20 protein-coding genes and 1 tRNA gene are annotated in these 25,403 nt (G+C 71.6%); 14 read left to right on the top strand and 7 right to left on the bottom strand.

Features of this window, described 5'->3' with window-relative positions; all coding sequences use genetic code 11:
* The first annotated feature begins 107 nt into the window (after nucleotides 1-107).
* The 3 genes from C4T42_RS10710 (at nucleotide 108) to C4T42_RS10700 (ending at nucleotide 3,428) form a co-directional block, all read left to right on the top strand.
* Nucleotides 108-1,481: a dicarboxylate/amino acid:cation symporter gene (locus C4T42_RS10710; RefSeq protein WP_026605282.1), complete on the top strand. Its 1,374-nt coding sequence runs from the start codon at nucleotides 108-110 to the stop codon at nucleotides 1,479-1,481.
* Nucleotides 1,481-2,419 (top strand): ROK family protein, encoded by a 939-nt coding sequence (locus C4T42_RS10705; RefSeq protein ID WP_020095372.1) that lies wholly within the window; start codon nucleotides 1,481-1,483, stop codon nucleotides 2,417-2,419. The genes C4T42_RS10710 and C4T42_RS10705 overlap by 1 nt, the downstream gene beginning before the upstream one ends.
* A gap of 112 nt (nucleotides 2,420-2,531) precedes the next feature.
* Nucleotides 2,532-3,428 (top strand): bestrophin family protein, encoded by an 897-nt coding sequence (locus tag C4T42_RS10700; RefSeq protein ID WP_020095371.1) that lies wholly within the window; start codon nucleotides 2,532-2,534, stop codon nucleotides 3,426-3,428.
* 3 nt (nucleotides 3,429-3,431) lie between these two features.
* On the opposite strand, the gene C4T42_RS10695 is transcribed toward C4T42_RS10700, so the two are convergent.
* On the bottom strand, nucleotides 3,432-4,013 hold the full coding sequence (locus C4T42_RS10695) for a histidine phosphatase family protein (RefSeq protein ID WP_020095370.1): 582 nt from the start codon (nucleotides 4,011-4,013) through the stop codon (nucleotides 3,432-3,434).
* 198 nt (nucleotides 4,014-4,211) lie between these two features.
* On the opposite strand from C4T42_RS10695, the gene C4T42_RS10690 reads away from it, so the two are divergent.
* The 3 genes from C4T42_RS10690 to metH all read left to right on the top strand — a co-directional run bounded on the left by C4T42_RS10690 (nucleotide 4,212) and on the right by metH (nucleotide 10,259).
* Complete coding sequence (locus C4T42_RS10690) at nucleotides 4,212-5,237, top strand: metalloregulator ArsR/SmtB family transcription factor (protein ID WP_020095369.1); 1,026 nt, start codon at nucleotides 4,212-4,214, stop codon at nucleotides 5,235-5,237.
* A gap of 56 nt (nucleotides 5,238-5,293) precedes the next feature.
* Complete coding sequence (gene metF / locus C4T42_RS10685) at nucleotides 5,294-6,214, top strand: methylenetetrahydrofolate reductase [NAD(P)H] (protein ID WP_020095368.1); 921 nt, start codon at nucleotides 5,294-5,296, stop codon at nucleotides 6,212-6,214.
* A 292-nt stretch (nucleotides 6,215-6,506) separates the two neighbouring features.
* A complete protein-coding gene (gene metH / locus C4T42_RS10675; protein WP_020095367.1) occupies nucleotides 6,507-10,259 on the top strand; it encodes a methionine synthase in 3,753 nt (1,250 codons plus the stop codon).
* A 133-nt stretch (nucleotides 10,260-10,392) separates the two neighbouring features.
* On the opposite strand, the gene C4T42_RS10670 is transcribed toward metH, so the two are convergent.
* From C4T42_RS10670 to C4T42_RS10655, 4 genes are all read right to left on the bottom strand, one after another.
* Complete coding sequence (locus tag C4T42_RS10670; protein ID WP_020095366.1) at nucleotides 10,393-11,397, bottom strand: SMP-30/gluconolactonase/LRE family protein; 1,005 nt, start codon at nucleotides 11,395-11,397, stop codon at nucleotides 10,393-10,395.
* A 51-nt stretch (nucleotides 11,398-11,448) separates the two neighbouring features.
* Nucleotides 11,449-13,179 carry an L-arabinonate dehydratase gene (gene araD / locus C4T42_RS10665; protein WP_020095365.1) on the bottom strand — a complete coding sequence of 577 codons (1,731 nt, stop codon included), beginning with the start codon at nucleotides 13,177-13,179 and terminating at the stop codon, nucleotides 11,449-11,451.
* A gap of 16 nt (nucleotides 13,180-13,195) precedes the next feature.
* Nucleotides 13,196-14,503 carry an MFS transporter gene (locus C4T42_RS10660; RefSeq protein ID WP_020095364.1) on the bottom strand — a complete coding sequence of 436 codons (1,308 nt, stop codon included), beginning with the start codon at nucleotides 14,501-14,503 and terminating at the stop codon, nucleotides 13,196-13,198.
* Between the two features lie 81 nt (nucleotides 14,504-14,584).
* Nucleotides 14,585-15,304: a ribonuclease activity regulator RraA gene (locus tag C4T42_RS10655; protein WP_012319094.1), complete on the bottom strand. Its 720-nt coding sequence runs from the start codon at nucleotides 15,302-15,304 to the stop codon at nucleotides 14,585-14,587.
* A gap of 192 nt (nucleotides 15,305-15,496) precedes the next feature.
* On the opposite strand from C4T42_RS10655, the gene C4T42_RS10650 reads away from it, so the two are divergent.
* The 7 genes from C4T42_RS10650 (at nucleotide 15,497) to C4T42_RS32725 (ending at nucleotide 20,916) form a co-directional block, all read left to right on the top strand.
* Entirely contained in the window at nucleotides 15,497-16,195 is a 699-nt protein-coding gene (locus tag C4T42_RS10650; RefSeq protein ID WP_026605279.1) for a GntR family transcriptional regulator, read from the top strand.
* 129 nt (nucleotides 16,196-16,324) lie between these two features.
* On the top strand, nucleotides 16,325-17,995 hold the full coding sequence (locus C4T42_RS10645; protein ID WP_026605278.1) for a thiamine pyrophosphate-binding protein: 1,671 nt from the start codon (nucleotides 16,325-16,327) through the stop codon (nucleotides 17,993-17,995).
* Nucleotides 17,996-18,054: 59 nt separating this feature from the next.
* The gene (locus C4T42_RS10640; RefSeq protein WP_020095361.1) at nucleotides 18,055-19,632 is read left to right on the top strand and encodes an aldehyde dehydrogenase (NADP(+)); all 1,578 of its coding nucleotides are present in this window, start codon (nucleotides 18,055-18,057) and stop codon (nucleotides 19,630-19,632) included.
* Nucleotides 19,633-19,714: 82 nt separating this feature from the next.
* Nucleotides 19,715-19,789 (top strand) — tRNA-Gln (locus C4T42_RS10635).
* A gap of 155 nt (nucleotides 19,790-19,944) precedes the next feature.
* Entirely contained in the window at nucleotides 19,945-20,112 is a 168-nt protein-coding gene (locus tag C4T42_RS31920; protein ID WP_020095360.1) for a hypothetical protein, read from the top strand.
* Nucleotides 20,109-20,309 carry a hypothetical protein gene (locus C4T42_RS10630; RefSeq protein WP_020095359.1) on the top strand — a complete coding sequence of 67 codons (201 nt, stop codon included), beginning with the start codon at nucleotides 20,109-20,111 and terminating at the stop codon, nucleotides 20,307-20,309. The genes C4T42_RS31920 and C4T42_RS10630 overlap by 4 nt, the downstream gene beginning before the upstream one ends.
* Before the next feature lie 58 nt (nucleotides 20,310-20,367).
* Nucleotides 20,368-20,916: an HD domain-containing protein gene (locus C4T42_RS32725; protein ID WP_020095358.1), complete on the top strand. Its 549-nt coding sequence runs from the start codon at nucleotides 20,368-20,370 to the stop codon at nucleotides 20,914-20,916.
* 53 nt (nucleotides 20,917-20,969) lie between these two features.
* On the opposite strand, the gene C4T42_RS10620 is transcribed toward C4T42_RS32725, so the two are convergent.
* Complete coding sequence (locus C4T42_RS10620; protein WP_128083280.1) at nucleotides 20,970-21,209, bottom strand: hypothetical protein; 240 nt, start codon at nucleotides 21,207-21,209, stop codon at nucleotides 20,970-20,972.
* Between the two features lie 878 nt (nucleotides 21,210-22,087).
* On the opposite strand from C4T42_RS10620, the gene ybaL reads away from it, so the two are divergent.
* The gene (gene ybaL / locus C4T42_RS10610; protein ID WP_056532444.1) at nucleotides 22,088-23,962 is read left to right on the top strand and encodes a YbaL family putative K(+) efflux transporter; all 1,875 of its coding nucleotides are present in this window, start codon (nucleotides 22,088-22,090) and stop codon (nucleotides 23,960-23,962) included.
* 79 nt (nucleotides 23,963-24,041) lie between these two features.
* Here the strand turns inward: ybaL and C4T42_RS10605 are convergent, their stop codons facing one another.
* Nucleotides 24,042-25,220 carry a heparan-alpha-glucosaminide N-acetyltransferase domain-containing protein gene (locus C4T42_RS10605; RefSeq protein ID WP_020092183.1) on the bottom strand — a complete coding sequence of 393 codons (1,179 nt, stop codon included), beginning with the start codon at nucleotides 25,218-25,220 and terminating at the stop codon, nucleotides 24,042-24,044.
* Nucleotides 25,221-25,403: the final 183 nt, after the last annotated feature.

Raw genomic sequence — 25,403 nt, 5'->3', positions numbered from 1 at the left:
TCACGGATGGTTCCGGGCGGATAAGCGTGCAGCCGTTGAGGCGCCGGGTGATAGTCGCTAGCGTGCCGGCAAATCGGGAGGGTGCGCGGTCGTCGCACGGGATGGACATGGCACAGGCAATCCAGGCGACGGCTCCCGCCGCAGCGCCCCGCGAGCCCTGGTACAAGGTGCTCTACATCCAGGTGCTGATCGCCATCGCGCTCGGCGTCCTGCTCGGCTGGTACGACCCGGCCACCGGCAAGTCGATGAAGTGGCTCGGCGACGCCTTCATCGGCCTGATCAAGATGATGATCGCGCCGATCATCTTCTGCACGATCGTCCACGGCATCGCGTCGATTGGCGACCTGAAGAAGGTCGGCCGCGTCGGCCTGAAGGCGCTGGTCTACTTCGAGGTGGTGTCCACCATCGCGCTGCTGATCGGCGTCATCGTCGGCGAGGTGATCCGGCCCGGCGCCGGCTTCAACGCCGACCCGTCGAAGCTCGACGCCAGCAAGGTCGCGACCTACGCCAGCAAGGCGGCCGCCGATTCCACCGTCGCCCACATCCTGGCGATCATCCCGAAGAGCTTCCTGGACCCCTTCGCCACCGGCGACCTGCTGCAGGTGCTGCTGATCTCGATCCTCACCGGCGTCGTGGTGACGAATCTCGGCGAGCGCGCGGCCTCGGTGAACCACGCGATCGACACCGCCGGCCAGATCTTCTTCCGGATCATCGGCATCGTCGTGAAGCTCGCCCCCGTCGGTGCCTTCGGTGCCATGGCGTTCACGATCGGCGAGTACGGCATCCAGAAGGTCTACGACCTCGCGTGGCTGGTCGGCACCTTCTACATCACGGCGATCCTGTTCGTGCTCGTGGTGCTCGGGACGATCGCCCGGGTCGCGGGCTTCTCGATCCTGCGCTTCCTCGCCTACATCAAGGACGAGCTGCTGATCGTGGTCGGCACGTCGTCCTCCGAGACGGTGCTGCCGCAGCTCATGACCAAGATGCGCCGCCTCGGCGCCTCGGACTCGGTCGTCGGCCTCGTGGTCCCGACCGGCTACTCGTTCAACCTCGACGGCACCAACATCTACATGACGCTGGCGACGCTGTTCCTGGCGCAGGCCGTGGGCGTGGACCTGTCGATCAGCCAGTACGCGACCATCATCCTGGTGGCGATGCTGACCTCGAAGGGCGCATCGGGCGTCACGGGTGCCGGCTTTATCACCCTGGCGGCGACGCTCTCGGCGATCCCCAACAGCCCGGTGCCGGTCGCCGCCATGACCCTGGTCCTCGGCATCGACAAGTTCATGTCCGAGTGCCGCGCGCTCACCAACCTCGTGGGCAACGGCGTCGCCTGCGTGGTGGTCAGCCGCTGGGAAGGCGAGCTCGACGTCGCCAAGCTCAACGAGGTGATGGCCCACCCGGTCGCCATCGGCACCCACATCGCCGACGAGTCGCCGCAGCCGATGGGCACCGACAGTAAGGTCGCCGCCGCCGAGTGATGGGATCGCCGACGGCGAAGAACGCGGGTCGCCCGCGCCTCGGCATCGATCTCGGCGGCACCAAGATCGCCGGGATCGTGCTCGGCCGGGACGGGTCGACCCTGGCCGAGGCGCGGATGCCCGCCCCGCGGGGCGCCTACCGGGCCACCGTCGAGGCCGTGGCCGACCTCGTCCTGCGTCTCGAGGCCGAGGCCGGCACGCCCTGCAGCGTCGGCATCGGCATGCCCGGGAGCCTGTCCCCGGCGACGGGCCTCGTGCGCAACGCCAACTCGCACTGGCTCAACGGACACCCGTTCGCGGCCGATCTCGGCGCGCGCCTGGAACGCCCGCTCCGGATCGAGAACGACGCCAACTGCCTGGCGGTGTCGGAGGCGATCGACGGCGCCGGCGCCGGGGCCCGCGTGGTCTGGGCGGTGATCCTGGGCACCGGCGTCGGGTCCGGCATCGCCCTCGACGGTCGGGTGCTCACGGGCCGCAACGGCATCGCGGGCGAGTGGGGCCACGGCCCCCTGCCGGCGCCCCGCGACGACGAGCGGCCGGGCGCCGCCTGCTATTGCGGCCGCCGGGGCTGCGTCGAGACCTGGCTGTCCGGTCCCGGGCTGGCCGCCGACCACGCGCGGCGGCACGGCGGCGACCTCACCGCCGAGGCGGTCGTCGCCGAGGCCCGCGCCGGAAGCCCGGCGGCGCGGGAGACGCTCGCCGTCCACCTCGAGCGCCTCGGGCGTGCGGCCGCCCAGGTGGTGAACCTCCTCGACCCGGACGTGATCGTGATCGGCGGCGGCCTGTCGCGCATCCCGGAGCTGATCGCGGGCCTGCCGGCGGCGATCGCCCCCCACGTCTTCTCCGACGCCTTCGACACGCCCGTGCGAGCGAGCCTGCACGGCGACGCGTCGGGCGTGCGCGGCGCGGCGTGGCTTTGGGAGGCGGAGACCGTCTGAGACCCGTCCGCGGCCCGGCCTTGGTCGATCGAACTGCCGAGCTCACAGAGACGTCGGTTGCGGGACCGGAGGGCGCAGGGCAGGACGGCAGCACCGCATCGCCGAAGTCCCGATGATCGTCCGCACCCGGCCCAACCTGCTGACCCTGCTGTTCACCCTGCGCGGCTCGATCGTGCCGCGGGTGGCGCCCAAGCTCGCGGGGATCGTCGCGGTCTCGTGCGCGGTGGTGTGGGCGGAATCGCGGTGGCCCGCGCTGTTCCCGGTCAGCGCGGGGGTGACGCCGTTCACCGTGGTCGGCCTCGCCCTCTCGATCTTCCTGAGCTTTCGCAACAACGCCTGCTACGAGCGCTGGTGGGAGGCCCGGAAGCACTGGGGCAACCTGATCGGCGAGGTGCGCAACCTCGCCCGCGCCCTCCCGGCCCTGCTGCCCGAGCGGGAGGCCGCGCTCCAGCTCCGGCGCCTGTCGGCCTTCGCGCACGGCCTCCACGCCCGGCTGCGCGACCTGGACGAGGCCGCCGCCGTCGACCGGACGAGCCCGGGATCGGACCTGTCCGGCCCGAACCCCACCGACTCGGTCCTGGCCGCCATCACCCGCGATCTCGCCTCGCTGACGCGCGCGGGCCGGCTCAGCGACATCCAGTTCGGCATCCTCGAGGCCCGGATCGAGGCGCTGTCGGGCGTGCACACCGCCTGCGAGCGGCTCGCCAACACGCCGCTGCCCTTCGCCTACACGTTGCTCGTGTACCGGACCGCGTGGCTCTACTGCCTGCTCCTCCCGGTGGGCCTCACCGGCGCCCTGGGCTGGGCGACTCCGATCGTGGTGGCGCTCGTGGCCTACACGTTCTTCGGACTCGACGCCCTCGGGGACGAGCTCGAGGAGCCGTTCGGCACCGAGCCCAACGACCTGCCCCTCGACGCCATGGTCCGCGCCGTGGACCGCATCGTCCACCACGCCCTCGGCGAGCCGATGCCCCAGGCGCTGGCGCCCGACGGGTACTGGCTGCGCTAGCGCCTACCCGTTCCAGGCGCGCAGCACCGGCTCGGTGCGGTCGTGCTCGTAGCCGAGCACCGAGACGCTCGCGGTGCCGAGGACGAGGAGCGCGCCGCACCGCGGCTCCAGGCCGATCCAGCGCGCTGCGAGCACGCGCAGAAGGTGTGCGCTGGAGAACACGATGAGGTCGGCGTCGCGGGCGCGGGCCCGGGCGATGACCCGATCCGCGCGGGCACCGACATCCGCCGCCGTCTCGCCGCCGGGGCAGCCGTCGCGGAACAGCCGCCAGTCCGGCCGCTCGGCCAGGATCGCCTTCGTGGTCCGGCCCTCGTAGGCGCCGTAATCCCATTCCGCGAGATCCGGATCGATCGCGCGGCGGTCGCCGAAGCCCGCCAGCGCGCAGGTCGTGGCCGCCCGGCCCGACGGGCTCGACCACACCTCCGCGTAGGCGCGGCGCGCCAGGCGCGGTGCGAGGGCGCGCGCCGCGTCCTCACCCTCCGGCGTCAGGGGGATGTCGCTGCGCCCGGTATGCTGACCGGACCGGCTCCAGGCGGTCTCGCCGTGGCGGACCAGCGTGATCTGCGGGAACGGGCTCTCGGCCATGCGTGCCTCCCCGGGCACGCGGTCCGCGGCCCTGTCATCGATCCAGTCATCGATCCAGTCATCGACCCTGCCATCAACGCCGCCGCCGCGCTTCGGTCTCATCGGTTCGGCAATGCCGTCGGGAGCCGTCACGCGCCGACGTGGACCCGATCAAGATCGTGCTTGCGCCCGCGGGAAAACGGACATAAACATATCTTTATGTCTATCGAACGCAGGCAAGAAGCGGGGTCGATCCCCTTTCCGGAAGCCCTGGGCGTCCTGCGCGCCGCCGCGGAGGAGACGCGCCTGCGCATCCTGGCGCTGCTCGTCGAGGGGGAACTGTCGGTGTCCGACCTCACCGACATCCTGGGTCAGTCGCAGCCGCGGATCTCTCGCCACCTCAAGCTCTTGGTGGAGGCCGGGCTGGTCGAGCGCCACCGCGAGGGGGCCTGGGCGTTCTTCCGGCTGTCCGACGCCCGCGCCGGCCTGGCGGACCCGCTCCTGTCCGGTCTCGACCGGACCGCGCCGCCCCTGTCGGAGGACCGCGCGCGCCTCGACGCCGTCCGGGCGCAGCGGGCGGATGCCGCCACGACCTTCTTCGCCCGGCTGGCCCCCAAATGGGACGAGCTGCGCTCCCTGCACGTGCCCGAGGCGATCGTGGAGGCCGCGGTGCTCGACGCCCTGGGCGACCGCCCGATCGGCAGCCTGATCGATCTCGGCACCGGCACCGGCCGGATGCTCGGCCTGCTGGCGCCCCGGGCCGGCCGCGCCACCGGGCTCGATTCGAGCCACGCCATGCTGTCCGTCGCCCGGGCCAACCTGGAGCGCCAGGGCTTGGCAAGGGTGGACCTGCGGCAGGGCGACATCCACGCGCCGCCCTTCGCGCGGGCGAGCTTCGACCTCGTCGTGGTCCATCAGGTGCTGCACTATCTCGACGACCCGGCCCGGGCGCTCCGCGGGGCCGCGCGGCTCGTGGCGCCGGGCGGCCGCCTGCTGGTGGTGGACTTCGCGCCGCACGAGCTGGAATTCCTCCGCACCGGGCAGGCCCACCGGCGCCTCGGCTTCTCCGCCGAGCAGGTCTCCGGCTGGCTCGCCGAAGCCGGCCTCGCGACGGTCGCCACCCGCGATCTGACGCCGCGCGAGTCGGGCCAGCTCACCGTCACCCTCTGGCTGGCCCAGGACGGGCTGGCTCAGGACGGGTTGGCCGACACCGACACAGAACAGCCTCAGCGCGCCGTCGCCTGAGACACTGACCTCCGCAGACTTCGTCTGAACCGACCGACATAGAGGACGAGACCCCGATGCGCCGCTCCACACACCGCGCCAGCCGCGACGGCTACCACCCGATCCGCGTCTCGATCGAGTTCTTCCCCCCGAAGACCGACGAGATGGAGAAGATCCTCTGGAACTCCATCGAGCGCCTCGCGCCGCTGCAGCCGAGCTTCGTCTCGGTGACCTACGGCGCCGGCGGCTCCACCCGCGAGCGCACCCACAACACGGTCGCCCGCATGGTCCGCGAGACCGGCCTCAAGCCCGCCGCCCACCTCACCTGCGTGGACGCCTCTCGCGACGAGATCGACGCGGTGGTCCAGTCCTACTGGGACGCGGGCGTGCGCCACATCGTGGCGCTGCGCGGCGACCCGGCCGAGGGTGTCGGCCACGCCTACCGGCCGCACCCGGAGGGCTACGCCTCGACCGCAGAGCTGGTGAAGGGGATCAAGCGGATCGGCGACTTCAAGGTCTCGGTCTCGGCCTATCCTGAGAAGCACCCCGAGGCGGCCTCCCTCGACGCCGACATCGACGCCCTGAAGGCCAAGGTCGATGCCGGGGCCGACCAGGCGATTACCCAGTTCTTCTTCGAGAACGAGATCTACCTGCGCTACCTGGACAAGGTCCGGGCCGCCGGGATCACGATCCCGATCATCCCGGGCATCCTGCCGGTGCAGAACTTCAAGCAGGCGGCGAACTTCGCCCGCCGCACCGGCGCCTCGGTGCCCTACTGGCTGGCCGCCCGGTTCGAGGGGCTGGAGGACGACGTCGAGACCCGCCGGCTCGTGGCCGGCGCGGTGGCGGCCGAGCAGGTGCTCGACCTCGTGGACGAGGGCGTCAACGACTTCCACTTCTACTCGATGAACCGCTCCGACTTGGTCTACGCGATCTGCCACCTGCTCGGCCTGCGCGCCCAGGCGCCGAAGCTGGCGGCCGCGAAGGCCGCGGCTTAAATTCTCGGGGCCGCGGTCCGTCATCGCGAGCGCAGCGAAGCGACCCAGGGTAGCGCGACATCCGTGAGCGTGGCGCGGCTGGATTGCTTCGCTGCGCTCGCAAAGACGGCTTGTGTCCGAGACAGCAGCCAGGGCACGCACGAGAGACCGAAGATCCCCCTCCACCTCGTCCTGAGGGGCCGCGTGAGCGGCCCCGAAGGAGGGCTCCAGGGAACACCGAGATATCTGGAGGCCTCCAAGGCCTCCGCTTCGCTCCGGCACCTCAGGACGAGGTGATCTGACAGGACGCACGATGACCGATTTTGCCCCCGTCGACGGCACCGAGATCGCGAAGGCCCTGCGCCAGCGCGCCGCGGAGAAGATCCTCGTCCTCGACGGGGCGATGGGCACCGTCATCCAGCGCCTGAAGTTCTCGGAAGAGGACTTTCGCAGCGACCGGTTCAAGGATCACGGGCACGATCAGAAGGGCAACAACGACCTGCTGATCCTGACCCAGCCCGACGCGATCCGGCAGATCCACCTCGACTACTTCCTGGCCGGCGCCGACGTCTGCGAGACCAACACCTTCTCGGGCACCACCATCGCCCAGGCCGATTACGGAATGGAGTCGATCATCCACGAGCTGAACGCTCAAGGAGCGCGGCTCGCCCGCGAGGCGGCCAAGCTCGCCGAGGAGAAGGACGGCCGCCGCCGCTTCGTGGCCGGTGCCATCGGCCCGACGAACCGCACCCTGTCGATCTCGCCCGACGTGAACAACCCGGGCTTCCGGGCGGTCACCTTCGACCAGGTCAAGCAGGCCTACGTGGAGCAGGTTCGCGGCCTGATCGACGGCGGCGCCGAGCTGATCCTGATCGAGACGATCTTCGACACGCTGAACGCCAAGGCGGCGGTCGCGGCGGCGTGGCAGGTCTTCGACGAGACCGGCATCCGCCTGCCGATCCAGATCTCCGGCACGATCACAGATCTCTCGGGCCGCACCCTGTCGGGCCAGACCCCGGCGGCCTTCTGGCACTCCCTGCGCCATTCCGAGCCGCTGACCTTCGGCCTCAACTGCGCGCTGGGCGCGCGCGAGATGCGCGGCCACATCGCCGAGCTGGCGCGGATCTGCGACACGCTCGTCTGCGCCTACCCGAATGCCGGCCTGCCGAACGAGTTCGGACTCTACGACGAGAGCCCGGAGGCGATGGGCAAGCTGGTCGGCGAGTTCGCCGAATCCGGCCTCGTCAACATGGTCGGCGGCTGCTGCGGCACCACCCCGGACCACATCCGTGCCATCGCCGAAGCGGTGGCCGGCAAGGCGCCGCGGCCGATCCCCGAGGTGCCGCGCCTGATGCGTCTGTCGGGCCTCGAGCCCTTCGTGCTCACGCCGGAAATCCCGTTCGTGAACGTGGGCGAGCGCACGAACGTCACCGGCTCGGCCAAGTTCCGCAAGCTCATCACCAACGGCGACTACGCGGCGGCGCTGGACGTCGCCCGCGATCAGGTGGCGGCCGGTGCCCAGGTGATCGACGTCAACATGGACGAGGGCCTGCTCGACTCACAGAAGGCGATGGTCGAGTTCCTGAACCTCGTCGCCGCCGAGCCCGACATCGCCCGGGTGCCCGTGATGGTCGATTCCTCGAAGTTCGAGGTGATCGAGGCCGGCCTCAAGTGCATCCAGGGCAAGCCGATCGTGAACTCGATCTCCATGAAGGAGGGCGAGGAGAAGTTCGTCGAAGCCGCCAAGATCTGCCGCTCCTACGGGGCCGCCGTGGTGGTGATGGCCTTCGACGAGCAGGGCCAGGCCGATTCGTACGAGCGCAAGGTCGAGATCTGCACCAAGGCTTACCGGATCCTGACCGAGCAGGTCGGCTTCCCGCCCGAGGACATCATCTTCGATCCGAACATCTTCGCCGTTGCCACGGGCATCGAAGAGCACAATCCGTACGGCGTGGCCTTCATCGAGGCGACCCGCACGATCCGCGAGACCCTGCCGCACGCCCACATCTCGGGCGGCGTCTCGAACCTCAGCTTCGCCTTCCGCGGCAACGAGCCGGTACGCGAGGCCATGCACGCGGTGTTCCTGTTCCACTGCATCAAGGCCGGCATGGACATGGGCATCGTCAATGCCGGCCAGCTCGCCGTCTACGACGAGATCCCGGCGGAGCTGCGCGAGCTGTGCGAGGACGTCGTCCTCAACCGCCGCGAGGATTCGACCGAGCGCCTGCTGGAGGCCGCCGAGCGCTTCAAGACCGGCGCCTCGGCCCAGGCCAAGACCGCCGACCTGACCTGGCGCGAGGCTCCGGTCGAGAAGCGGATCGAGCACGCGCTGGTCAACGGCATCACCGAGTACATCGTGGCCGACACCGAGGAGGCGCGGGCCTCAGCCGAGCGCCCGCTCCACGTCATCGAGGGCCCGCTGATGGCCGGCATGAACGTGGTCGGCGACCTGTTCGGCTCCGGCAAGATGTTCCTGCCGCAGGTGGTGAAGTCAGCCCGGGTGATGAAGCAGGCGGTCGCCTATCTCGAGCCGTTCATGGAGGAGGAGAAGCGCGCCAACGGCGGCGACGGCAAGCGCCAGGCCGCCGGCAAGGTGCTGATGGCGACCGTGAAGGGCGACGTCCACGATATCGGCAAGAACATCGTCGGCGTCGTGCTGGCCTGCAACAACTACGAGATCATCGATCTCGGCGTGATGGTGCCGGCCGCCAAGATCCTGGAGACCGCCAAGACCGAGAAAGTCGACATCGTCGGCCTGTCGGGCCTGATCACCCCGTCGCTCGACGAGATGGTCCACGTGGCCGGCGAGATGGAGCGCGAGGGGCTCGACGTGCCGCTGCTGATCGGCGGCGCCACCACCAGCCGCGTCCACACGGCGGTGAAGATCCACCCGGCCTACGCCAAGGGTCAGGCGGTCTACGTCACCGACGCGAGCCGCGCGGTCGGCGTGGTGTCGAGCCTGATCTCGAAGGAGACCCGTGGGCCGACGATCGAGAAGGTCCGGGCCGAGTACGCCAAGGTCGCCGACGCCCACAGGCGCTCGGAGGCCGACAAGCAACGGCTGCCGCTCGCCAAGGCGCGGACCAACGCGTTCAAGATCGACTGGTCGGGCTACAAGCCGGCGAAGCCCTCCTTCACCGGCACGAGGGTCTACGGCTCCTACGAGGTCGCCGACCTCGTGCCCTACATCGACTGGACGCCGTTCCTGCAGACCTACGAGTTCAAGGGCCGCTTCCCGGCGCTCCTGGACGATCCCGAGCAGGGCCCGGCCGCCCGCGCCCTCTACGAGGACGCGCAGGCGATGCTGAAGCAGATCGTCGAGGAGCGCTGGTTCAATCCGAAGGCGGTGATCGGCTTCTGGCCGGCCAACAGCGTCGGCGACGACATCGCGCTCTACACGGGCGAGAGCCGGTCGGAGCGGCTCGCCACCTTCCACGGCCTGCGCCAGCAGCTCTCGAAGCGCGACGGCCGGTCGAACACCTGCCTGTCGGACTTCGTGGCGCCGGCCGAGACCGGCATCGCCGACTATGTCGGCGGCTTCGTGGTGACGGCGGGCCTGGAGGAGGTGCGGATCGCCGAGCGGTTCGAGCGGGCCAACGACGATTACCGGGCGATCCTCGTGAAGGCGCTCGCCGACCGCATCGCCGAGGCCTTCGCCGAGCGGATGCACGAGCGGGTGCGCAAGGAGTTCTGGGGCTACGCGTCCGACGAGGCCTACGCCCCCGAGGAGCTGGTGCTGGAGAAGTACGACGGCATCCGCCCGGCCCCGGGCTACCCGGCCCAGCCCGACCACACCGAGAAGACCACCCTGTTCGACCTGCTGAAGGCGGAGAGCCGGATCGGCGTGAAGCTCACCGAGTCCTACGCGATGTGGCCGGGTTCCTCGGTATCGGGGATCTACATTGCCCACCCGGAGGCGCACTATTTCGGCGTCGCCAAGGTGGAGCGGGATCAGGTCGAGGATTACGCCGCCCGCAAGGGGATGGATGTCCGCGACGTCGAGCGCTGGCTCGGCCCGATCCTGAACTACGATCCGACGCGGTACATGCCGCAGGCGGCGGAGTAGGGGCGGGGCACCACCGTCATCGCGAGCGTAGCGAAGCGAGCCAGGGCCGCACGACATCTGTCGGCGTGACGCCCCTGGATTGCTTCGCTCCTCTCGCAAGGACGGCAGGGCGGCGCGAGCCGCCCATCCAACCTCAGCAGGTCCCCGCACCCCGCGTGTTCACGTACAGTGAATAGACCGAGTGCGTGGACGTCATCAGCAGCAGGTTGCGGTTGAGTCCGCCGAAGCACAGGTTGGCGCAGCGCTCCGGCAGGCGGATCCGGCCGATCAGCTTGGCCTGAGGCGAGAGCACGATGACCCCGTCCTCGGCCTCGCTCATCCCCCAGCCGCACCAGAGATTGCCGTCGACGTCGACCTTAAAGCCGTCCGGCGTGCCGGTCCCGGCATCGTAGAAGACGCGGCCGTTGGCGGTCCTGGTGCCGTTCTCGACCACGTCGTAGACGCGGATCAGGCGGTTGGGCTTCGCCCGGGCCTCGATCACGTAGAGCTTCGACTCGTCCGGCGAGAAGCACAGGCCGTTCGGCCCCGCCACGCCCTCAACCGCGACGCTGGCCTGTCCCGTCTTCGGATCGATCCGGTAGATGTAGCCCGGTAGCTCCGGCGCCGCCATCGACTCGTGCGGGTTCGGCCCGAAGGCCGGATCGGTGAACCAGATCGCCCCATCGGAATGGCAGACCACGTCGTTCGGCGAGTTCAGCGGCTTGCCGTCGAACCGGTCGAGCAGCGTGGTGATGGTGCCGTCATGCTCGGTGCGGGTGACGCTGCGGGTCCTGTGCTGGCAGGTGATCAGCCGGCCCTGCCGGTCGCGGGTGTTGCCGTTGGCGTAGTTCGACGGCTTGCGGAACACCGAGAGCGCGCCGGACGCCTCCTCCCACTTCATGATCCGGTCGTTGACCACGTCGCTGAACAGCAGCGATCCCATGTCGCCGAACCAGACCGGCCCCTCGGCCCAGCGGAAGCCCGTGGCGACCCGCTCGACCGTCGCCGAGGCGAGCCGGTACTTGGCGAAGGCCGGGTCGAGGATCTCGACGGCCGGGTCGGGCACCCGCTGCGACGGCTCCCAGCCCGCCCCGGCCGCCCGCGCGGCGCCGAGCAGGGCCGCTCCGGCGAGCAGGCCCCTGCGCGCGATCGTCACCATGTTACCTCCCTGTGATGGGGCCCGCCGCCTGTTGCCGACGGCTCGGGCCGGTCAGTGAATCTCGGGTTCCGGGATCCCCCCGGCGCCCTCCAGAAAGTCGAAGTCGCAGCCCTCGTTGGCCTGCCGCACGTGCTGGGCGAACAGCCGGTTGTAGCCCCGCGGATAAGACCGGTCCGGCGGCCGGAACGCCTTCACCCGCGCCGCGATCTCGGCGTCGTCGAGGTGCAGGTGGATCCGCCGCCCGGGCACGTCCACGGTGATGAGGTCGCCGTCGCGCACGGCCGCGAGCGGGCCGCCCGCGGCCGATTCCGGCGCCACGTGCAGGATGCAGGCGCCGTAGCTCGTGCCGCTCATCCGCGCGTCCGAGATGCGGACCATGTCGCGCACGCCCTGCCGGAGCAGGACCTTCGGGATCGGAAGCATGCCCCATTCGGGCATGCCGGGGCCGCCGATCGGGCCGGCATTGCGCAGGATCATCACGTGGTCGGGCGTGACGTCGAGGTCGAGGTCGTTCACCGCCGCGCTCATCGCGTCGTAGCTGTCGAAGACCAGCGCGGGACCGGTGTGCTGCAGCAGCCGCGGGTCGGCGGCCGGCGGCTTGATCACGCAGCCGTCCGGGGCGAGGTTGCCGTACAGGATCGCGGTCCCGCCCATGGCCACGATCGGTCGGTCGAGCGGGCGGATCACGTCGTCGTTGAACACCCGCATGCCGGCGAGCCCGTCGCCGATCGTTCCGCCGGTGACCGAGCGGGCGTCGAGGTGAAGGAGGGGGGACAGGCGCGCCATCAGGGCGCGGATGCCGCCCGCGATGTGGAAATCCTCCATGAGCCACTGACCCGAGGGCCGGAGGTTGGCGATGACCGGCACCTTCTGGGCGAACTCGTCGAACTCGGTGAGCTTGACCGGGATACCGGCCCGACCGGCCATGGCCACGAGGTGGATCATCGCGTTGGTGGAGCCGGCGAGCGCGTTGTGGACCACCAGCGCGTTGTCGACCGAGCGGCGGTCGAGGATGTCGGACGGCTTCAGGTCTTCCCAGATCATCTCGACGATGCGCCGGCCGCAGGCGCCGGCCATGCGCGGATGGTCGGCGTCGGCCGCCGGGATCGAGGCCGAGCCGGGCAGGGACAGCCCCAGGGCCTCGGTGATCGCCGTCATGGTCGAGGCCGTGCCCATGGTCATGCAGGTTCCGGCGGAGCGGGCGATGCCCGCCTCCATGTCGTTCCATTCCTGCGTGGTGATGTTCCCGGCCTCCTTCTCGGCCCAGTACTTCCAGACATCCGAGCCCGAGCCCAGGATCGTCCCGCCGAAATGGCCGCGCATCATCGGTCCCGCCGGCAGGAACACCATCGGCAGGTTCATGGAGATCCCGCCCATCACCGTGCCGGGTGTGGTCTTGTCGCAGCCGCCCATCAGCACCGCGCCGTCCACGGGGTGCTGGCGCAGCAGTTCTTCCACCTCCATGGCCAGGAAATTGCGGTAGAGCATCGTGGTCGGCTTGACGAAGTTCTCCGACAGCGACAGCGCCGGCAGCTCGATCGGGAAGCCGCCCGCCTGCCAGACGCCGCGCTTCACGTGCTCGACGCGCTCGCGGAAATGCTGGTGGCAGGGGTTGATGTCGCTCCAGGTGTTGATGATGCCGACGATCGGCTTGCCGGTGAAATCCGCCCGCTCGTAGCCCATCTGCAGCATGCGGGAGCGGTGGCCGAAGCTGCGCAGGTCGGTGGCGCCGAACCAGCGCTGGCTGCGCAGATCCTCCAGGGTCTTCTTGCGCGCGGTCATCGCTCTGTCTCCGGTCTCACGCGTTCGACCCGGCCGGGCGGCCCGCGACGAGCGTGATCGCCGCGGCGGCGAGCGCGCAAGCCGCCAGGAAATAGAGGCCGGCCTCGTAGGTCCCGGTGTAATCCTTCAGCCAGCCCAGGACGTAGGGGCCGACGAAGCCGCCGAGATTGCCGATCGCGTTGATCAGCGCGATCCCCCCGGCGGCCGCGGGCCCGGCCAGGAACTCCCCCGGCATCGCCCAGAAGGCGGGCTTGCTCCCATAGAGCCCGATCGTGGCCACCGACATCGCCGCGAGCGCCCAGAGGCTGCCGAGCATGGGGCCGGAGACGACGAGGCCGAGGGCGGCGACCAGCGCGGCGATCGCGAAGTGCCAGCGGCGCTCGTCGCGCCGGTCCGACGACCAGCTCCAGGCGATCATGCCCAGGGTCCCGACGCCGTAGGGCACCGCCGTCGCGACCCCCGTCTCCCAGTCGGTGAGGTGCAGGCTCTTCAGGATCGGCGGCAGGAAGAAGGTGATGCCGTAGGTGGCGGTACCGATGCTGAAGTACATCGCGCCCAGCGCGAGCACGCGCCGGTCGGTCAGGACCTGCCCCAGAGTGAAGGGCCCGTGGGCCCGGACCGTGCCGTCCCGCTCCGCCGCGATCGCGGTCCCGAGCCACAATCGCTCCTCGGACGTGAGCCACGCGGCCTGTTCGGGCCGGTCGGTCATCAGCGCCAGGACCGCGAAGGCCAGCAAGATCGAGGGCGCCGCCTCGAGGAGGAACAGCCACTGCCAGCCGTGCAGGCCGAGCGCCCCGTCGAGCTGGAGCAGCGCCCCCGAGATCACCGCCGTGAGGGCGTTCGAGCCCGGGACCGCGAGGAACAGCGCGGCGACCACGCGCGCCCGGTACCGCTTCGGGAACCAGTAAGTGAAGTAGAGGATCACGCCGGGGAAGAAGCCGGCCTCGGCCACGCCCAGCAGGAAGCGCAGGGCGAGGAAGCTCGCCGGGCCGGTGATGAGCGCCATGCTGCCCGCCACCAGCCCCCAGGTGACCATGATCCGGGCGATCCAGAGCCGCGCCCCGGCGCGCTCCAGGAGGACGTTGCTCGGCACTTCGAAGATGACGTAGCCGAGGAAGAAGATGCCGGCCGCCCAGCCGTAGACCGTGGCGGAGAACCCGAACTCCCGGCTCAGCCCGAACGCCGCGAAGCCCACGTTGGTCCGGTCCATGTAGGCGACGAAGTAGATCAGGACGATCAGCGGCAGCAGACGCCGCGACACCTTGGCGACCGTCCGCCGCTCGATCTCCGGCGCCGCATCGCCCCCGCGCAACCTCGCCGCCATGGCGTCCCTCCGAGCCGAATCCGACGCGTCCCGGCCCTTTGCCGATCGCGGGCCGGGCCGGAGCGGGCCGGTGCGGCACGCTCAGCGGCCGGTCCGCGTCCGCCAGGCGGCGAAATCGGCGAGGCTCTGCTCGTCGGTGGCAGGGTAGAGGCCGAGGATTGTGCGGCCCTTGCGTACCTCCTCGGTGACGAAATCCTCGTAGGCGGTCATCTCCACGGCCTCGTCGGCGACCGCGTCAGCGAGGTGGGCCGGGATCACCGCCACCCCGTCGCCGTCGCCGACGATCACGTCGCCGGGGAAGACGGGCGCGTCGCCGCAGCCGATCGGCACGTTGATGTCGATCGCCTGGTGGACCGTGAGGTTCGTCGGCGCCGACGGGCGCGCGTGGTAGCTCGGCATCTCCAGCCGGGCGATCTCGTCGGCATCGCGGAAGCCGCCGTCGGTGACGAGCCCGGCGCAGCCGCGCACCATCAGCCGGGTCGCCAGGATCGAGCCCGCGGAGGCGGCCCGGGCGTCCTTCCGGCTGTCGATCACCATCACGGCGCCGGGCGGGCACTCCTCCACGGCCTTGCGCTGCGGGTGCGCGCGGTCGCGGAACACCGTGATCGGGTTCAGGTCCTCCCGGGCCGGGATGTAGCGCAGGGTGTAGGCCTCGCCGACCATCGTCGGGCCGCCGGCCTTCAGGGGCAGCACGCCCTGGATCATCTGGTTGCGGAAGCCGCGCTTGTAGAGGGCGGTCATCAGCGTGGCCGTGCTGACGGTCTTCAGCTTGGCGCGCGTCTCAGGGGACAACCCGGACATCCGCTTCTCCTCCCCGGGCCTCGGTCTCGGCACCCGCGGACGGTGACAATCACGCGTCGCTTGCGCCGGCCTTGGCTCCCGTCCGCGCTGGGCGCGGACTGATATCCCAGCTCTTGAGTAACACGGGGCGCCGCGCCATTGTCAACCGGCGCGGGTCGCGACCGACCCGAGCGGAGATCGACGGGGAAGCCCTTGGCCGAATTGGACTTTGCGGGCGGCAGCGCCTCGGCGGCGGAGGCGCGCAGGCCGCGCTCGCTCGCCGAGACCGCCTACGACGCCATCGAGCAGATGATCATCAGCCGCCGCCTCGCGCCCGGCGCGATGGTCTCCGAAGGCGAACTCGGCGCGGAGCTGGGCCTCGGCCGGACCCCGGTCCGCGAGGCCCTGGCACGGCTGAAGACGATCGGGTTCGTGGAGGTCCACCCGCGCCGCGGCGTCCTCGTCACCCAGGTCGACATCATCAGGCACCTCGAGCTGCTGGAGGTGCGGCGGCCCCTCGACGAGACCGTGGCCCGCTGCGCCATCGCGCGGGGCACCGAGGACGACATGGCGCGGCTGCTGGATCGCGTCGGCGGGCTGCGCCGCACCGCCGAGGCCCGCGACCGGGAAGCGTATTTCCGGCACAAGCGCGCCCTGCACGAGGGGCTGGTCGGCGCCGCCTACAACCCGACGCTCGCCGGCACCATGGCGGCGCTGCACGCGCAGTCGCGACGGTTCTGGTACACCTACGAGCCGACCGCGAGCTTCCCGGACTGCGCGGCGATCCACGCGGCGATCGTGTCGGGCATCGCGGCGCGCGACGCGGAGGCGGCCCTTGCCGGGATCGGGACGCTGTTCGACTTTCTCGACCGGATGACCCGCCGGGCCCTCGACCGGCGCCCCCTGGTCTGACAGGTTGACCGCCCCGAACCCGCCCCTATCCTGAGACTGGGATATCAGACGCATCTCAGCGGCGGGCGGATCCACGGCCGATCCCGGCGCCATGCCCCGGACGCGGCCCGAGCGCCAGGGAGGAACGGCTTGAGCGGATTGCCCCCACGCACCGGCGCGCAGGTGCTCGTCGACCAGCTCCGCGCGCAGGGCGTCGAGCGCGTGACCTGCGTCCCCGGGGAGAGCTACCTCGCGGTGCTCGACGCCCTGCGCGACAGCGGCATCGACGTGCTGGTCTGCCGGCAGGAGGGCGGCGCGGCGATCATGGCCGAGGCCGCCGGCAAGCTCACGGGCCGCCCTGGCATCTGCTTCGTGACCCGGGGGCCCGGCGCCACCAACGCCTCCGCCGGCGTGCACATCGCCCGCCAGGATTCGACGCCGATGATCCTGTTCGTCGGCCAGATCGCCCGGCGCATGCGCGACCGCGAGGCCTTCCAGGAGGTCGACTATCGCCAGATGTTCGGCGGCGTCGCCAAGTGGGCGGTGGAGATCGACGACGCGGCGCGCATCCCGGAGATCCTCGCCCGGGCCTTCCGGGTCGCGCTGCAGGGCCGCCCGGGCCCCGTCGTGGTCGCCCTGCCGGAGGACATGCTCGACGACGTCGCGGCCGTGCCGGACGCGCCGCGCGTCGTCCCGGCCGCGCCGGCCCCGTCGGGGGACGATCTCGCGCACCTGCGGGCCATGCTGGCGGAGGCGCGGCGGCCGGTGGTGCTGCTCGGCGGCTCCCGCTGGACGGAAGGCGCCGTCGCCGCCCTGGCCGCCTGGGCCGAGCGCCACGATCTGCCGGTGGCGGTCTCGTTCCGGCGGGCCCAGCTCTTCCCCGCCGACCACCCGAACTTCGCGGGCGAGCTCGGGATCGGGCCGAACCCGGCGCTGCTCGCCCGGATCCGAGAGGCCGACCTGCTGCTGATGGTGGGCGGGCGCCTCTCCGAGATGCCGGCGCAATCCTACGGCCTGCTCGGCATCCCCGATCCCGGCCTGCCGCTGGTCCACGTCCACGCCGACGCGGCGGAACTCGGCCGGGTCTACCAGCCGGCGCTGGCGATCGAGGCGGCGCCCGAGACCTTCTGCGCGGTCCTGCCGGAGTTCGAGGCCACCGGCACCGGCCGCGCCGCCGAGGCCCATGCCGCCTACCGCGCGTGGTCCGAGACGCCTGAGCCGAAGCCCGGCGCGTTCCAGTACGGCGCGGCGATCGCGTGGCTGCGCCAGCGGCTGCCGCCGGACGCGGTGATCTGCAACGGCGCCGGCAACTTCGCCACCTGGGTCCACCGCTATTACCGGTTCCGCGCCTTCGGCACGCAGCTCGCACCGACCTCCGGCTCGATGGGCTACGGCCTGCCCGCCGCCGTGATGGCGAAGCGCAGCCGCCCGGAACGGATCGTCGTGGCGCTGGCCGGCGACGGCGACGTGATGATGACCGTGCAGGAATTCGCGACCGCGGTTCAGTACGGGATCGCCGTCGTGGTGGTGGTGCTCGACAACGGCATGTACGGCACGATCCGGATGCACCAGGAGCGCGAGTATCCCGGCCGCGTCTCGGCGACCGAGCTGCGCAACCCCGACTTCGCGGCGCTGGCCCGCGCCTTCGGCGGCCACGGCGAACGGGTGGAGCGCACCGAGGAGTTCGCCCCCGCCTTCGAGCGCGGCCTCGCCTCCGGGCTGCCGGCCATGATCCACTGCCTCGTCGATCCCGAGGCGCTGACCCCGACCATGACCCTCGCGGCCATCCGCGAGAAGGCCCTGGCGGCGCAGCGGGGCTGACCGCCCGCGCGCGCCGTCCCGGTGCGGCCCGCCCGCACCCCCACCGAGAGGAGCAGCTCATGACCCTGCGCGGCGAGAACCTGATCGGCGCCGAGGCGCGGCGCGGCACCGAGGCGGCCTTCCGGGCCGTCGAGGCGGCCACCGGACAGGCCCTGGAGCCGGATTTCCCGGGCGCGAGCCGGGGCGACCTCGACCGGGCCTGCGCGCTCGCCGAGGCCGCCTTCGACACCTTCCGCGAGACTGACCCGGAGGCGCGGGCCGGCTTCCTGGAAGCGATCGCCGCGAACATCCTGGAGATCGGGGACGACCTCGTCACCCGCTGCATGGCCGAGACGGGGCTGCCCCGGCCGCGGATCGAGGGCGAGCGCGCCCGGACGGTCGGCCAGCTGCGCCTGTTCGCCGGCGTCGTCCGCGAGGGCAGCTACGTCGAGGCGCGGATCGACCCGGCCCTTCCGGACCGCAAGCCGCTGCCCCGTCCGGACCTGCGCCTGCGCCGGATCGCCGTCGGCCCGGTGGCGGTGTTCGGCGCCTCGAACTTCCCGCTGGCCTTCTCGGTGGCGGGCGGCGACACCGCCTCGGCCCTGGCGGCGGGCTGCCCGGTGGTGGTCAAGGCGCATCCCGCCCATCCCGGCACCTCGGAGCTCGTCGGCCGCGCCGTCCAGAAGGCGGTTGCGTCCTGCGGCCTGCCGGAGGGGACCTTCTCGCTGCTGTTCGATGCCGGCCAGTCGATCGGGCAGGGGCTGGTGGCCGATCCCCGGATCGCGGCAGTCGGCTTCACGGGCTCGCGCCGGGGCGGCACCGCCCTGATGGCGATCGCGGCCGGGCGCCCGTCGCCGATCCCGGTCTACGCCGAGATGAGCAGCATCAACCCGGTGCTGCTGTTCCCCGGCGCGCTCGCCGCGCGGGGTGCCGCGATCGGCAAGGCATTCGCGGCCTCGCTGACGCTCGGCGCCGGGCAGTTCTGCACCAATCCCGGCCTGCTCCTGGCGCTGCCGGGTCCGGGTCTCGACGCCTTCCTCGAGGCGGCCGGCGCGGCCCTGCGCGAGAGCCCGGCCGCGACCATGCTGACGCCCGGCATCCAGCGCGCGTACCGCGAGGCCGTGGCGCGGGTGGCCGGCCACGCCGCCGTCACCCGCATCGCCGAGGGCACGGAGGGCGGGGCGACCCAGGGCCGGGCGACCCTGTTCGCCGCGGACTCGGACGTGTTCCTGGCGGATCCCGAGCTGCAGGAGGAGATGTTCGGCGCCTCGGGGCTCGTGGTGCGCTGCGCGGACTTCGCCGCGATGCGGGCGGTCCTGGAGCGTCTGGAGGGCCAGCTCACGGCCTCGCTGCACCTCGCGCCGGAGGATCACGCGGCCGCCCGGGACCTGCTGCCGCTCCTGGAGCGCCGCGTCGGCCGGATCCTGGTGGACGGGTTCGGAACCGGTGTCGAGGTGGCGCACGCCATGGTGCATGGCGGGCCTTACCCGGCGACCTCGGACGGGCGCACGACCTCGGTGGGCAGCCTCGCGATCGACCGGTTCCTGCGGCCGGTGAGCTACCAGGACGTCCCCGACGCCCTGCTGCCGGCGGCGCTCCAGGCCGCCAACCCGCTGGGCCTGCCCCGCCGGATCGACGGCACGCCCGAGCGCCGCTGAGCCGCTTCGGGCAGGGGCCGGACGGCCGCGATCCGCCGCTTGCCAGGGGCGGGCGCGGCGTCTAGACAGCCTCCGCTCACCTTGGGGCGTCGCCAAGTGGTAAGGCAGCGGTTTTTGGTACCGCCATTCCCAGGTTCGAATCCTGGCGCCCCAGCCAAATTTCCCAAGGGAAACAGGACCTTCGGTGCCGGGACTGAGCGGGTCCGCCGGAACGCGCGGTGTCGCCCCGCGGCACGAGAATCCGCACGGTCCCGAACGGCCCGCGGGCCGTCCGGCGCCGGCGCTCCGCACCGTGAGGCCGAGACGACCGCTGTGGAGAGCGAGACCGCGACGGCTGAGCCCTTCACGATCCCGACAGGCCACCACGTCGACGTGGCCGAGGCCATCGAAATGCGCTCTCAGGCGACGAGCCTCCGCGCCGGCGCTGCGCTGCACGTGGCCGAGAGCGCGATCAACATGAGTTTCCCGAGGACGACATGAGCGACGTGCCCGATCCGAAGCGGAAGGCGATCGCCGACAGCGTGCTGGTTCGTCTCAGCACGTTCGCGTTGGGCATCGGCCTGTACGACGGCATCGCCCGGAGCATCGTCGAGAAGGCGGTCGCCGACATGCCGGAGGCCACCGTCGAGCAGGTCGCGGCGGCGGCGCGGATGATGATGCTGTTCGTGTCGGGCTGAGAGCGGTACATGGCCGGGACAGCGACCCTGCTGGCGTATCCGGTGAAGGGATGACCGCGTGATCCTGCCTCCCCTCCGCCGGACCGCGGCCGACGCGCGGACGGTGGCCACCGTCGCCCACGACGGCCAAGTCGACAAGGCCGGCAGGCCGTATATCGAGCATCTTGCGCGCGTGGCTGCCGGCGTGCTCGGGCTGTCGGAAGGGTGCCCGTTCTGGTCCGACCTGGAGCGGGACGAGGCGCTGCAGGCCGCGTGGCTGCACGATGTGGTCGAGGACACCCGCTACGGGTTCGGGGACTTGGCCAAGGAGGGCTTCAGCGACAACGTGCTGACCTCGGTCGCCATGCTCACGAAGCCCGGAGGTCGCGTCACCTACGCGGCCTGGATCAACAACATCGCGAAAGTGGGCACCCTCCGGGCGACCCTCGTCAAGCTCGCCGACCTCGAGGACAATTCGGATCCCGGGCGTCTGGCGCTCCTGCCCGCGGAGACCCGCGAGCGGCTTCATCTCAAGTACGAGCCTGCCAAGGCAATCCTGCGCGCGGCGGCGGCGGCGAAGGGCTGGCTCGGTTCACCGACGACGGTCGAAGGCAGCGGGCCGCGTTAGCCCAGCGCCTTGCCCATGCGGCGAAGCTTCGCGCGACCGGCGCCGTCCCGCTGTCACGGCCGCGGCATGCGCGGCGACCCGCGCCGCGACACCCCTGATAGCTCGGCGCCGAACCGCCCGCGCGCGTGCACCGCGACAGCGAAGCCGCCGTCGACGGTCAGATGGAGAAGCCGCTCGTCCATCTCGGTCAGCATGGGGTCGGGCTTCACGCGATCGACCAGCCCGTCATCGATCGAGGTCGGCCAGACGACGTGCACCTCCCGGAATGTCACAGCGAACAGGATCGTCAGCATGAACGGCACCCGGTGGCCGAAGCTGTCCCCGAAGAGCAGCGGCCGCCCGCGACCAAGGCCCGGACAATCGAGGGAAGGTCAAATCATCCTCTTCCTAGATCTTGGACGTGCGCCAGCGCACGCGATTTACAATGCTCGCGGTTCGCGCGCGGATGAAGAGCCGATCATGTGAACGTTAATACAAGGGGCCTCGATCTCTGGGGGCATCGCGTGAGCCGTACGTATCCGAACACTCGCAGAGGGCGAGCTTTGCTGTTCAGCCGTCAAGCTGAGCCGACCATTCGGACGTCGGATCTGGTGGGAGCCACGGCCGGGGTCGCACTCTTGGGCGGCCTGTGCTTGCTGCTCGTGGCCCTGCTCACGAGCGAGGCCCAGGGGTTCACGGATCTCACGTCGATCCTCACGGACAGCTAGAGTAATACCCGACCCTGTTGCGGCCGGACGCGCGCCCGCTTCCGGGCCGCGTGACGGTGTCGCGCATCCCGGTCAGGCTGCCGCACGTCGCGCGGGCGGCACCGCTCCCGCGGCGCGGGTCCCAACGAGGCGCCCGGTTCCGGCAGCGGCGAGGCCGCGGGTTCCAGGTCCCGGCCGTTCGTCCCGCCCCGACCCGCCTCGGCCCTCGACCGCGCGCCGGATTCCTGCACGATGGGCGATCGGGACGCGAGGACGCGGGCGGCGCCCGCCGCCCTGGCGCGGGACAGCACTCCGGAAGACCATCGCGGCTCGGCGGGAGGCGGTTTCGCGGCGCCCGAGGGGCACGCGGCGATCGCCGACGGCGGTTCGCACAGGCGTTCGGTCGGAAGAGCGTTGAAACGCGGCCGCCATTCGGAAAGGCTCGCTCCGCCCTATCCGCATCGCCCCCCGGAGGTGAAGACCCTGTGCCGCACGCGACCGAACTGATCGCCATCATCGCCCTCGGGCTGACCCTCGCCTTCATCTGCGGGATGGTCGCGCAGCGCCTCAGGCTGCCGCCGCTGGTCGGGTACCTGGTCGCGGGCGTCCTCGTCGGCCCCTACACGCCGGGCTTCGTGGGCGACAGCAACCTCACGGGCCAGCTCGCCGAGATCGGCGTCATCCTGCTGATGTTCGGGGTCGGGCTGCACTTCTCGTTCAAGGACCTGATGGCCGTGCGCGCCATCGCCCTGCCCGGAGCGGTGGTGCAGATCGCGGCGGCGACCGCCATGGGGATCGGCCTCGCCTTCGCCTGGGGCTGGACCCTCGGGCAGGGCCTGGTCTTCGGCCTCGCCCTCTCCGTCGCGAGCACGGTGGTCCTGCTCCGCGCGCTGGAGGAGCGCGGCCTCCTCGACACGGACAACGGCCGCATCGCGGTGGGCTGGCTCATCGTCGAGGATCTGGCGATGGTGCTGACCCTCGTGGTCCTGCCCGCCCTCGCGCCCTCGCTCGGGGGCGAGGCCCGGGGCCTCGGGCACGGCACGGCCCACGCCCTCACGGACCTCGTCGCCCAGCTCGTCGGACCGGAGTACGCGCAGAGCCTCGCGCTCACCGTCGTTCTGACGCTCGCCAAGGTCGCGGTCTTCGCGGGGCTGATGCTGGTGGGCGGACGCCGCTTCGTGCCCTGGCTGCTCGACCAGGCGGCGCGCACCGGCTCGCGGGAGCTGTTCACCCTAGCGGTCCTGGCCCTGGCCCTGGGCATAGCCTTCGGCTCGGCGGAGCTGTTCGGGGTCTCCTTCGCCCTCGGGGCCTTCTTCGCCGGGATGGTGCTCGCCGAGTCCGATCTCAGCCATCAGGCGGCCGCCGATTCGCTGCCGCTGCAGGACGCCTTCGCGGTCCTGTTCTTCGTGTCGGTCGGGATGCTGTTCGATCCGGGGATCCTCCTGCGCGCGCCGCTCTCGGTCCTGGCGGTGCTCGGCGTCATCATGGTCGGCAAGTCCCTCGCGGCCGTCGCCATCGTGCTGGCCTTCCGGCACCCGCTCGGCACGGCCCTGACGATCGCCGCGAGCCTCGCCCAGATCGGCGAGTTCTCCTTCATCCTGGTATCGCTCGGCCTGTCGCTGAAGCTGCTGCCCGAGGAAGGCCGCAACCTGATCCTGGGCGGAGCCCTGCTGTCGATCACGCTGAACCCGCTCTTCTTCGCCCTGGCAGCGCGGATCGAGCAGGTCTTCGCTGACCGGCCGGACCTTGCCGCCCGCTTCGCGCGCAAAGGCGCGGCCGACGTCGCCATCTCGGGCGGGGAGCCGCCGCGACGGGACCACGTCGTGATCATCGGCTTCGGGCGCGTCGGCAGCAGCATCGGCGCGACGCTGGAGACCTGGGACCTGCCCTACGTGGTGGTGGAGCGCGACCGGCGCCGCGTGCTGGCCCTGCGCGCGGCCGGCACGCAGGCCGTGTTCGGCGACGCGACCGCGCCCGGCATCCTCGAGGCGGCCGGTATCGGCACCGCGCGCCTGCTCGTCGTCGCCACGCCCGACGCGCATCAGGCCCGTCGCCTCGTTGAGGCCGCGCGCGCCGCCAACCCGGGGATCGACACCGTGGTCCGCACGCACAGCGAGGCGGAACGTCGGCATCTCGAGGAGGACGGCGTCGGCCTCGTGCTGATGGGCGAGCGGGAGCTGGCCCTCGGCATGTCCTTCTACGCGCTGCGCAGTCTCGGCGTGCGCGAAGGCGAGGCGCGCGTCTTCATCGATACGGCGCGCGCGGAGAGCCGGAGCGACGCGGAGGTCACCGTCGGGCCGGTGAAGGGGACCCCCGAGCTGCGCCATCAGCACGACCGCGACGGGGCGGACCTGTCGTGACGCGGGACCGCGGGGGCGGCCCGGTCGTGGCCGCTCCCACACGGGGCAGCGGCGGATGTCGGCGGCCGGGGGGCCGCCGTCAGAGGTAGCTCAGGACCGGCGATGTCGAGGCCCGCTTCAGGCGCACCATGGCGCGGCACGCCAGCCAGAGGGGAACGCTCACGGCGGCCGCGACGAGCCAGAGCGCGAGGGGCGAGCCGGCCTCCACCCGTCCCGACGCCCCGGCGAGGCCCAGCGCCACCGCGCCGTCGTAGAGGACGCGCAGCAGCGCGAGGTGGAGCAGGTAGAAGAACAGCGGCGCGCCGCCGAAGACGCGCAGGCCGCCGAGGAGCCGCTGCGGCATCACCTCGAACAGCGCCAGCAGGCCGAGACCGAGGCCGAGGGTCAGCAGCAGGAAGTCGGCCGAGGGCGGGTACTTGGTCAGGTTGACGAAGGACAGCACCGTGGCGAGCGGCGTGGCCCCCGCCTGCCACGGCACCGGCTCGCCGTAGCCGTTGAGCCCGCGCAGGACGAGGAAGCCGACCAGGGCGGCCGCCCCCAGCCCGAGGAGCCCCGCGCGTCGGCGCGCGGCGTCGACACCGCCGGCGAAGAGCGGCCCCAGGGCGTAGCCGGCCGCGATCACGCCGATCCAGGGCAGGAGCGGGTACGAGGTCCGCGCCAGCCCGCCCCAGGGCAGCGCGATCATCCCGCGCTGGTGCAGGATCGACCAGAGCACGTAGCCGGGCTCGTCCGCCCGGATCGCGACCCCGTCCAGCAGGTTGTGGCCGAGCATGAGCGCCAGGGCCCCGGCCATGAGGGCGGCCCGCGGCAGCCAGAGCAGGCCGGCCAGCGCCACCATGCAGAGACCGATCACCCAGATCACCTGCAGGTACAGGATCGGCGGCCGGACGCTGCCGGCCCAGGCGAAGTTGACGAGCGTCACTTCCAGCAGGATCAGCAGCAGACCGCGCTTGAGCAGGAAGGCGGCGGTCGCCCGCGCGCCGTGCCTCTGCCCGTAGAGGCACGCCGAGAGGCCGGTGAGCAGGACGAAGACCGGCGCGCAGAGGTGCGAGGCAGCCCGTGTCAGGACCAGGTCGGGCGGCGTCGCGGCGAGGTCCATCGGGTCGCGGACCTGCGCGTGAAGGTAGAAGAACTCCCGCACGTGGTCGACGAGCATCAGCAGCATCACCAGCCCGCGCAGGGCGTCGATGGAGCCGACGCGCCGCGATGCCGCCGGACCGCCGGGCGCGGCGGCGGGCGCCCAGGACGATGCGACCATCAGGAGCGCGCCACCGTGCCGAGGGTGCCCCGCGGGGGAGCGCCGATGTCGGCTCGGACACCGCCGGCGATCGCGCGGAATGCCGGCGACCATCGAGCGGCGCGGTCCTGGCGGCGGCTCGCACGGGCACCGGCCTGCGCGCGGAGGGCCTGCGGATCGGTGATCAGGACGTTCTCCTGCGCG

It is taken from the genome of Methylobacterium sp. 190mf (assembly GCF_900107945.1).
In the GTDB taxonomy this organism is placed as follows: domain Bacteria; phylum Pseudomonadota; class Alphaproteobacteria; order Rhizobiales; family Beijerinckiaceae; genus Methylobacterium.
This window is presented reverse-complemented; position numbering and strand designations above follow the sequence as displayed.

Bases quoted from the DNA above. Each gene is read 5' to 3' on its own strand.
- C4T42_RS10710 (WP_026605282.1), top strand. From the start codon at position 108: ATGGCACAGGCAATCCAGGCGACGGCTCCCGCCGCAGCGCCCCGCGAG.
- C4T42_RS10705 (WP_020095372.1), top strand. From the start codon at position 1,481: ATGGGATCGCCGACGGCGAAGAACGCGGGTCGCCCGCGCCTCGGCATC.
- C4T42_RS10700 (WP_020095371.1), top strand. From the start codon at position 2,532: ATGATCGTCCGCACCCGGCCCAACCTGCTGACCCTGCTGTTCACCCTG.
- C4T42_RS10695 (WP_020095370.1), bottom strand. From the start codon at position 4,013: ATGGCCGAGAGCCCGTTCCCGCAGATCACGCTGGTCCGCCACGGCGAG.
- C4T42_RS10690 (WP_020095369.1), top strand. From the start codon at position 4,212: ATGTCTATCGAACGCAGGCAAGAAGCGGGGTCGATCCCCTTTCCGGAA.
- metF (WP_020095368.1), top strand. From the start codon at position 5,294: ATGCGCCGCTCCACACACCGCGCCAGCCGCGACGGCTACCACCCGATC.
- metH (WP_020095367.1), top strand. From the start codon at position 6,507: ATGACCGATTTTGCCCCCGTCGACGGCACCGAGATCGCGAAGGCCCTG.
- C4T42_RS10670 (WP_020095366.1), bottom strand. From the start codon at position 11,397: ATGGTGACGATCGCGCGCAGGGGCCTGCTCGCCGGAGCGGCCCTGCTC.
- araD (WP_020095365.1), bottom strand. From the start codon at position 13,179: ATGACCGCGCGCAAGAAGACCCTGGAGGATCTGCGCAGCCAGCGCTGG.
- C4T42_RS10660 (WP_020095364.1), bottom strand. From the start codon at position 14,503: ATGGCGGCGAGGTTGCGCGGGGGCGATGCGGCGCCGGAGATCGAGCGG.
- C4T42_RS10655 (WP_012319094.1), bottom strand. From the start codon at position 15,304: ATGTCCGGGTTGTCCCCTGAGACGCGCGCCAAGCTGAAGACCGTCAGC.
- C4T42_RS10640 (WP_020095361.1), top strand. From the start codon at position 18,055: ATGACCCTGCGCGGCGAGAACCTGATCGGCGCCGAGGCGCGGCGCGGC.
- C4T42_RS10630 (WP_020095359.1), top strand. From the start codon at position 20,109: ATGAGCGACGTGCCCGATCCGAAGCGGAAGGCGATCGCCGACAGCGTG.
- C4T42_RS10620 (WP_128083280.1), bottom strand. From the start codon at position 21,209: ATGCTGACGATCCTGTTCGCTGTGACATTCCGGGAGGTGCACGTCGTC.
- C4T42_RS10605 (WP_020092183.1), bottom strand. From the start codon at position 25,220: ATGGTCGCATCGTCCTGGGCGCCCGCCGCCGCGCCCGGCGGTCCGGCG.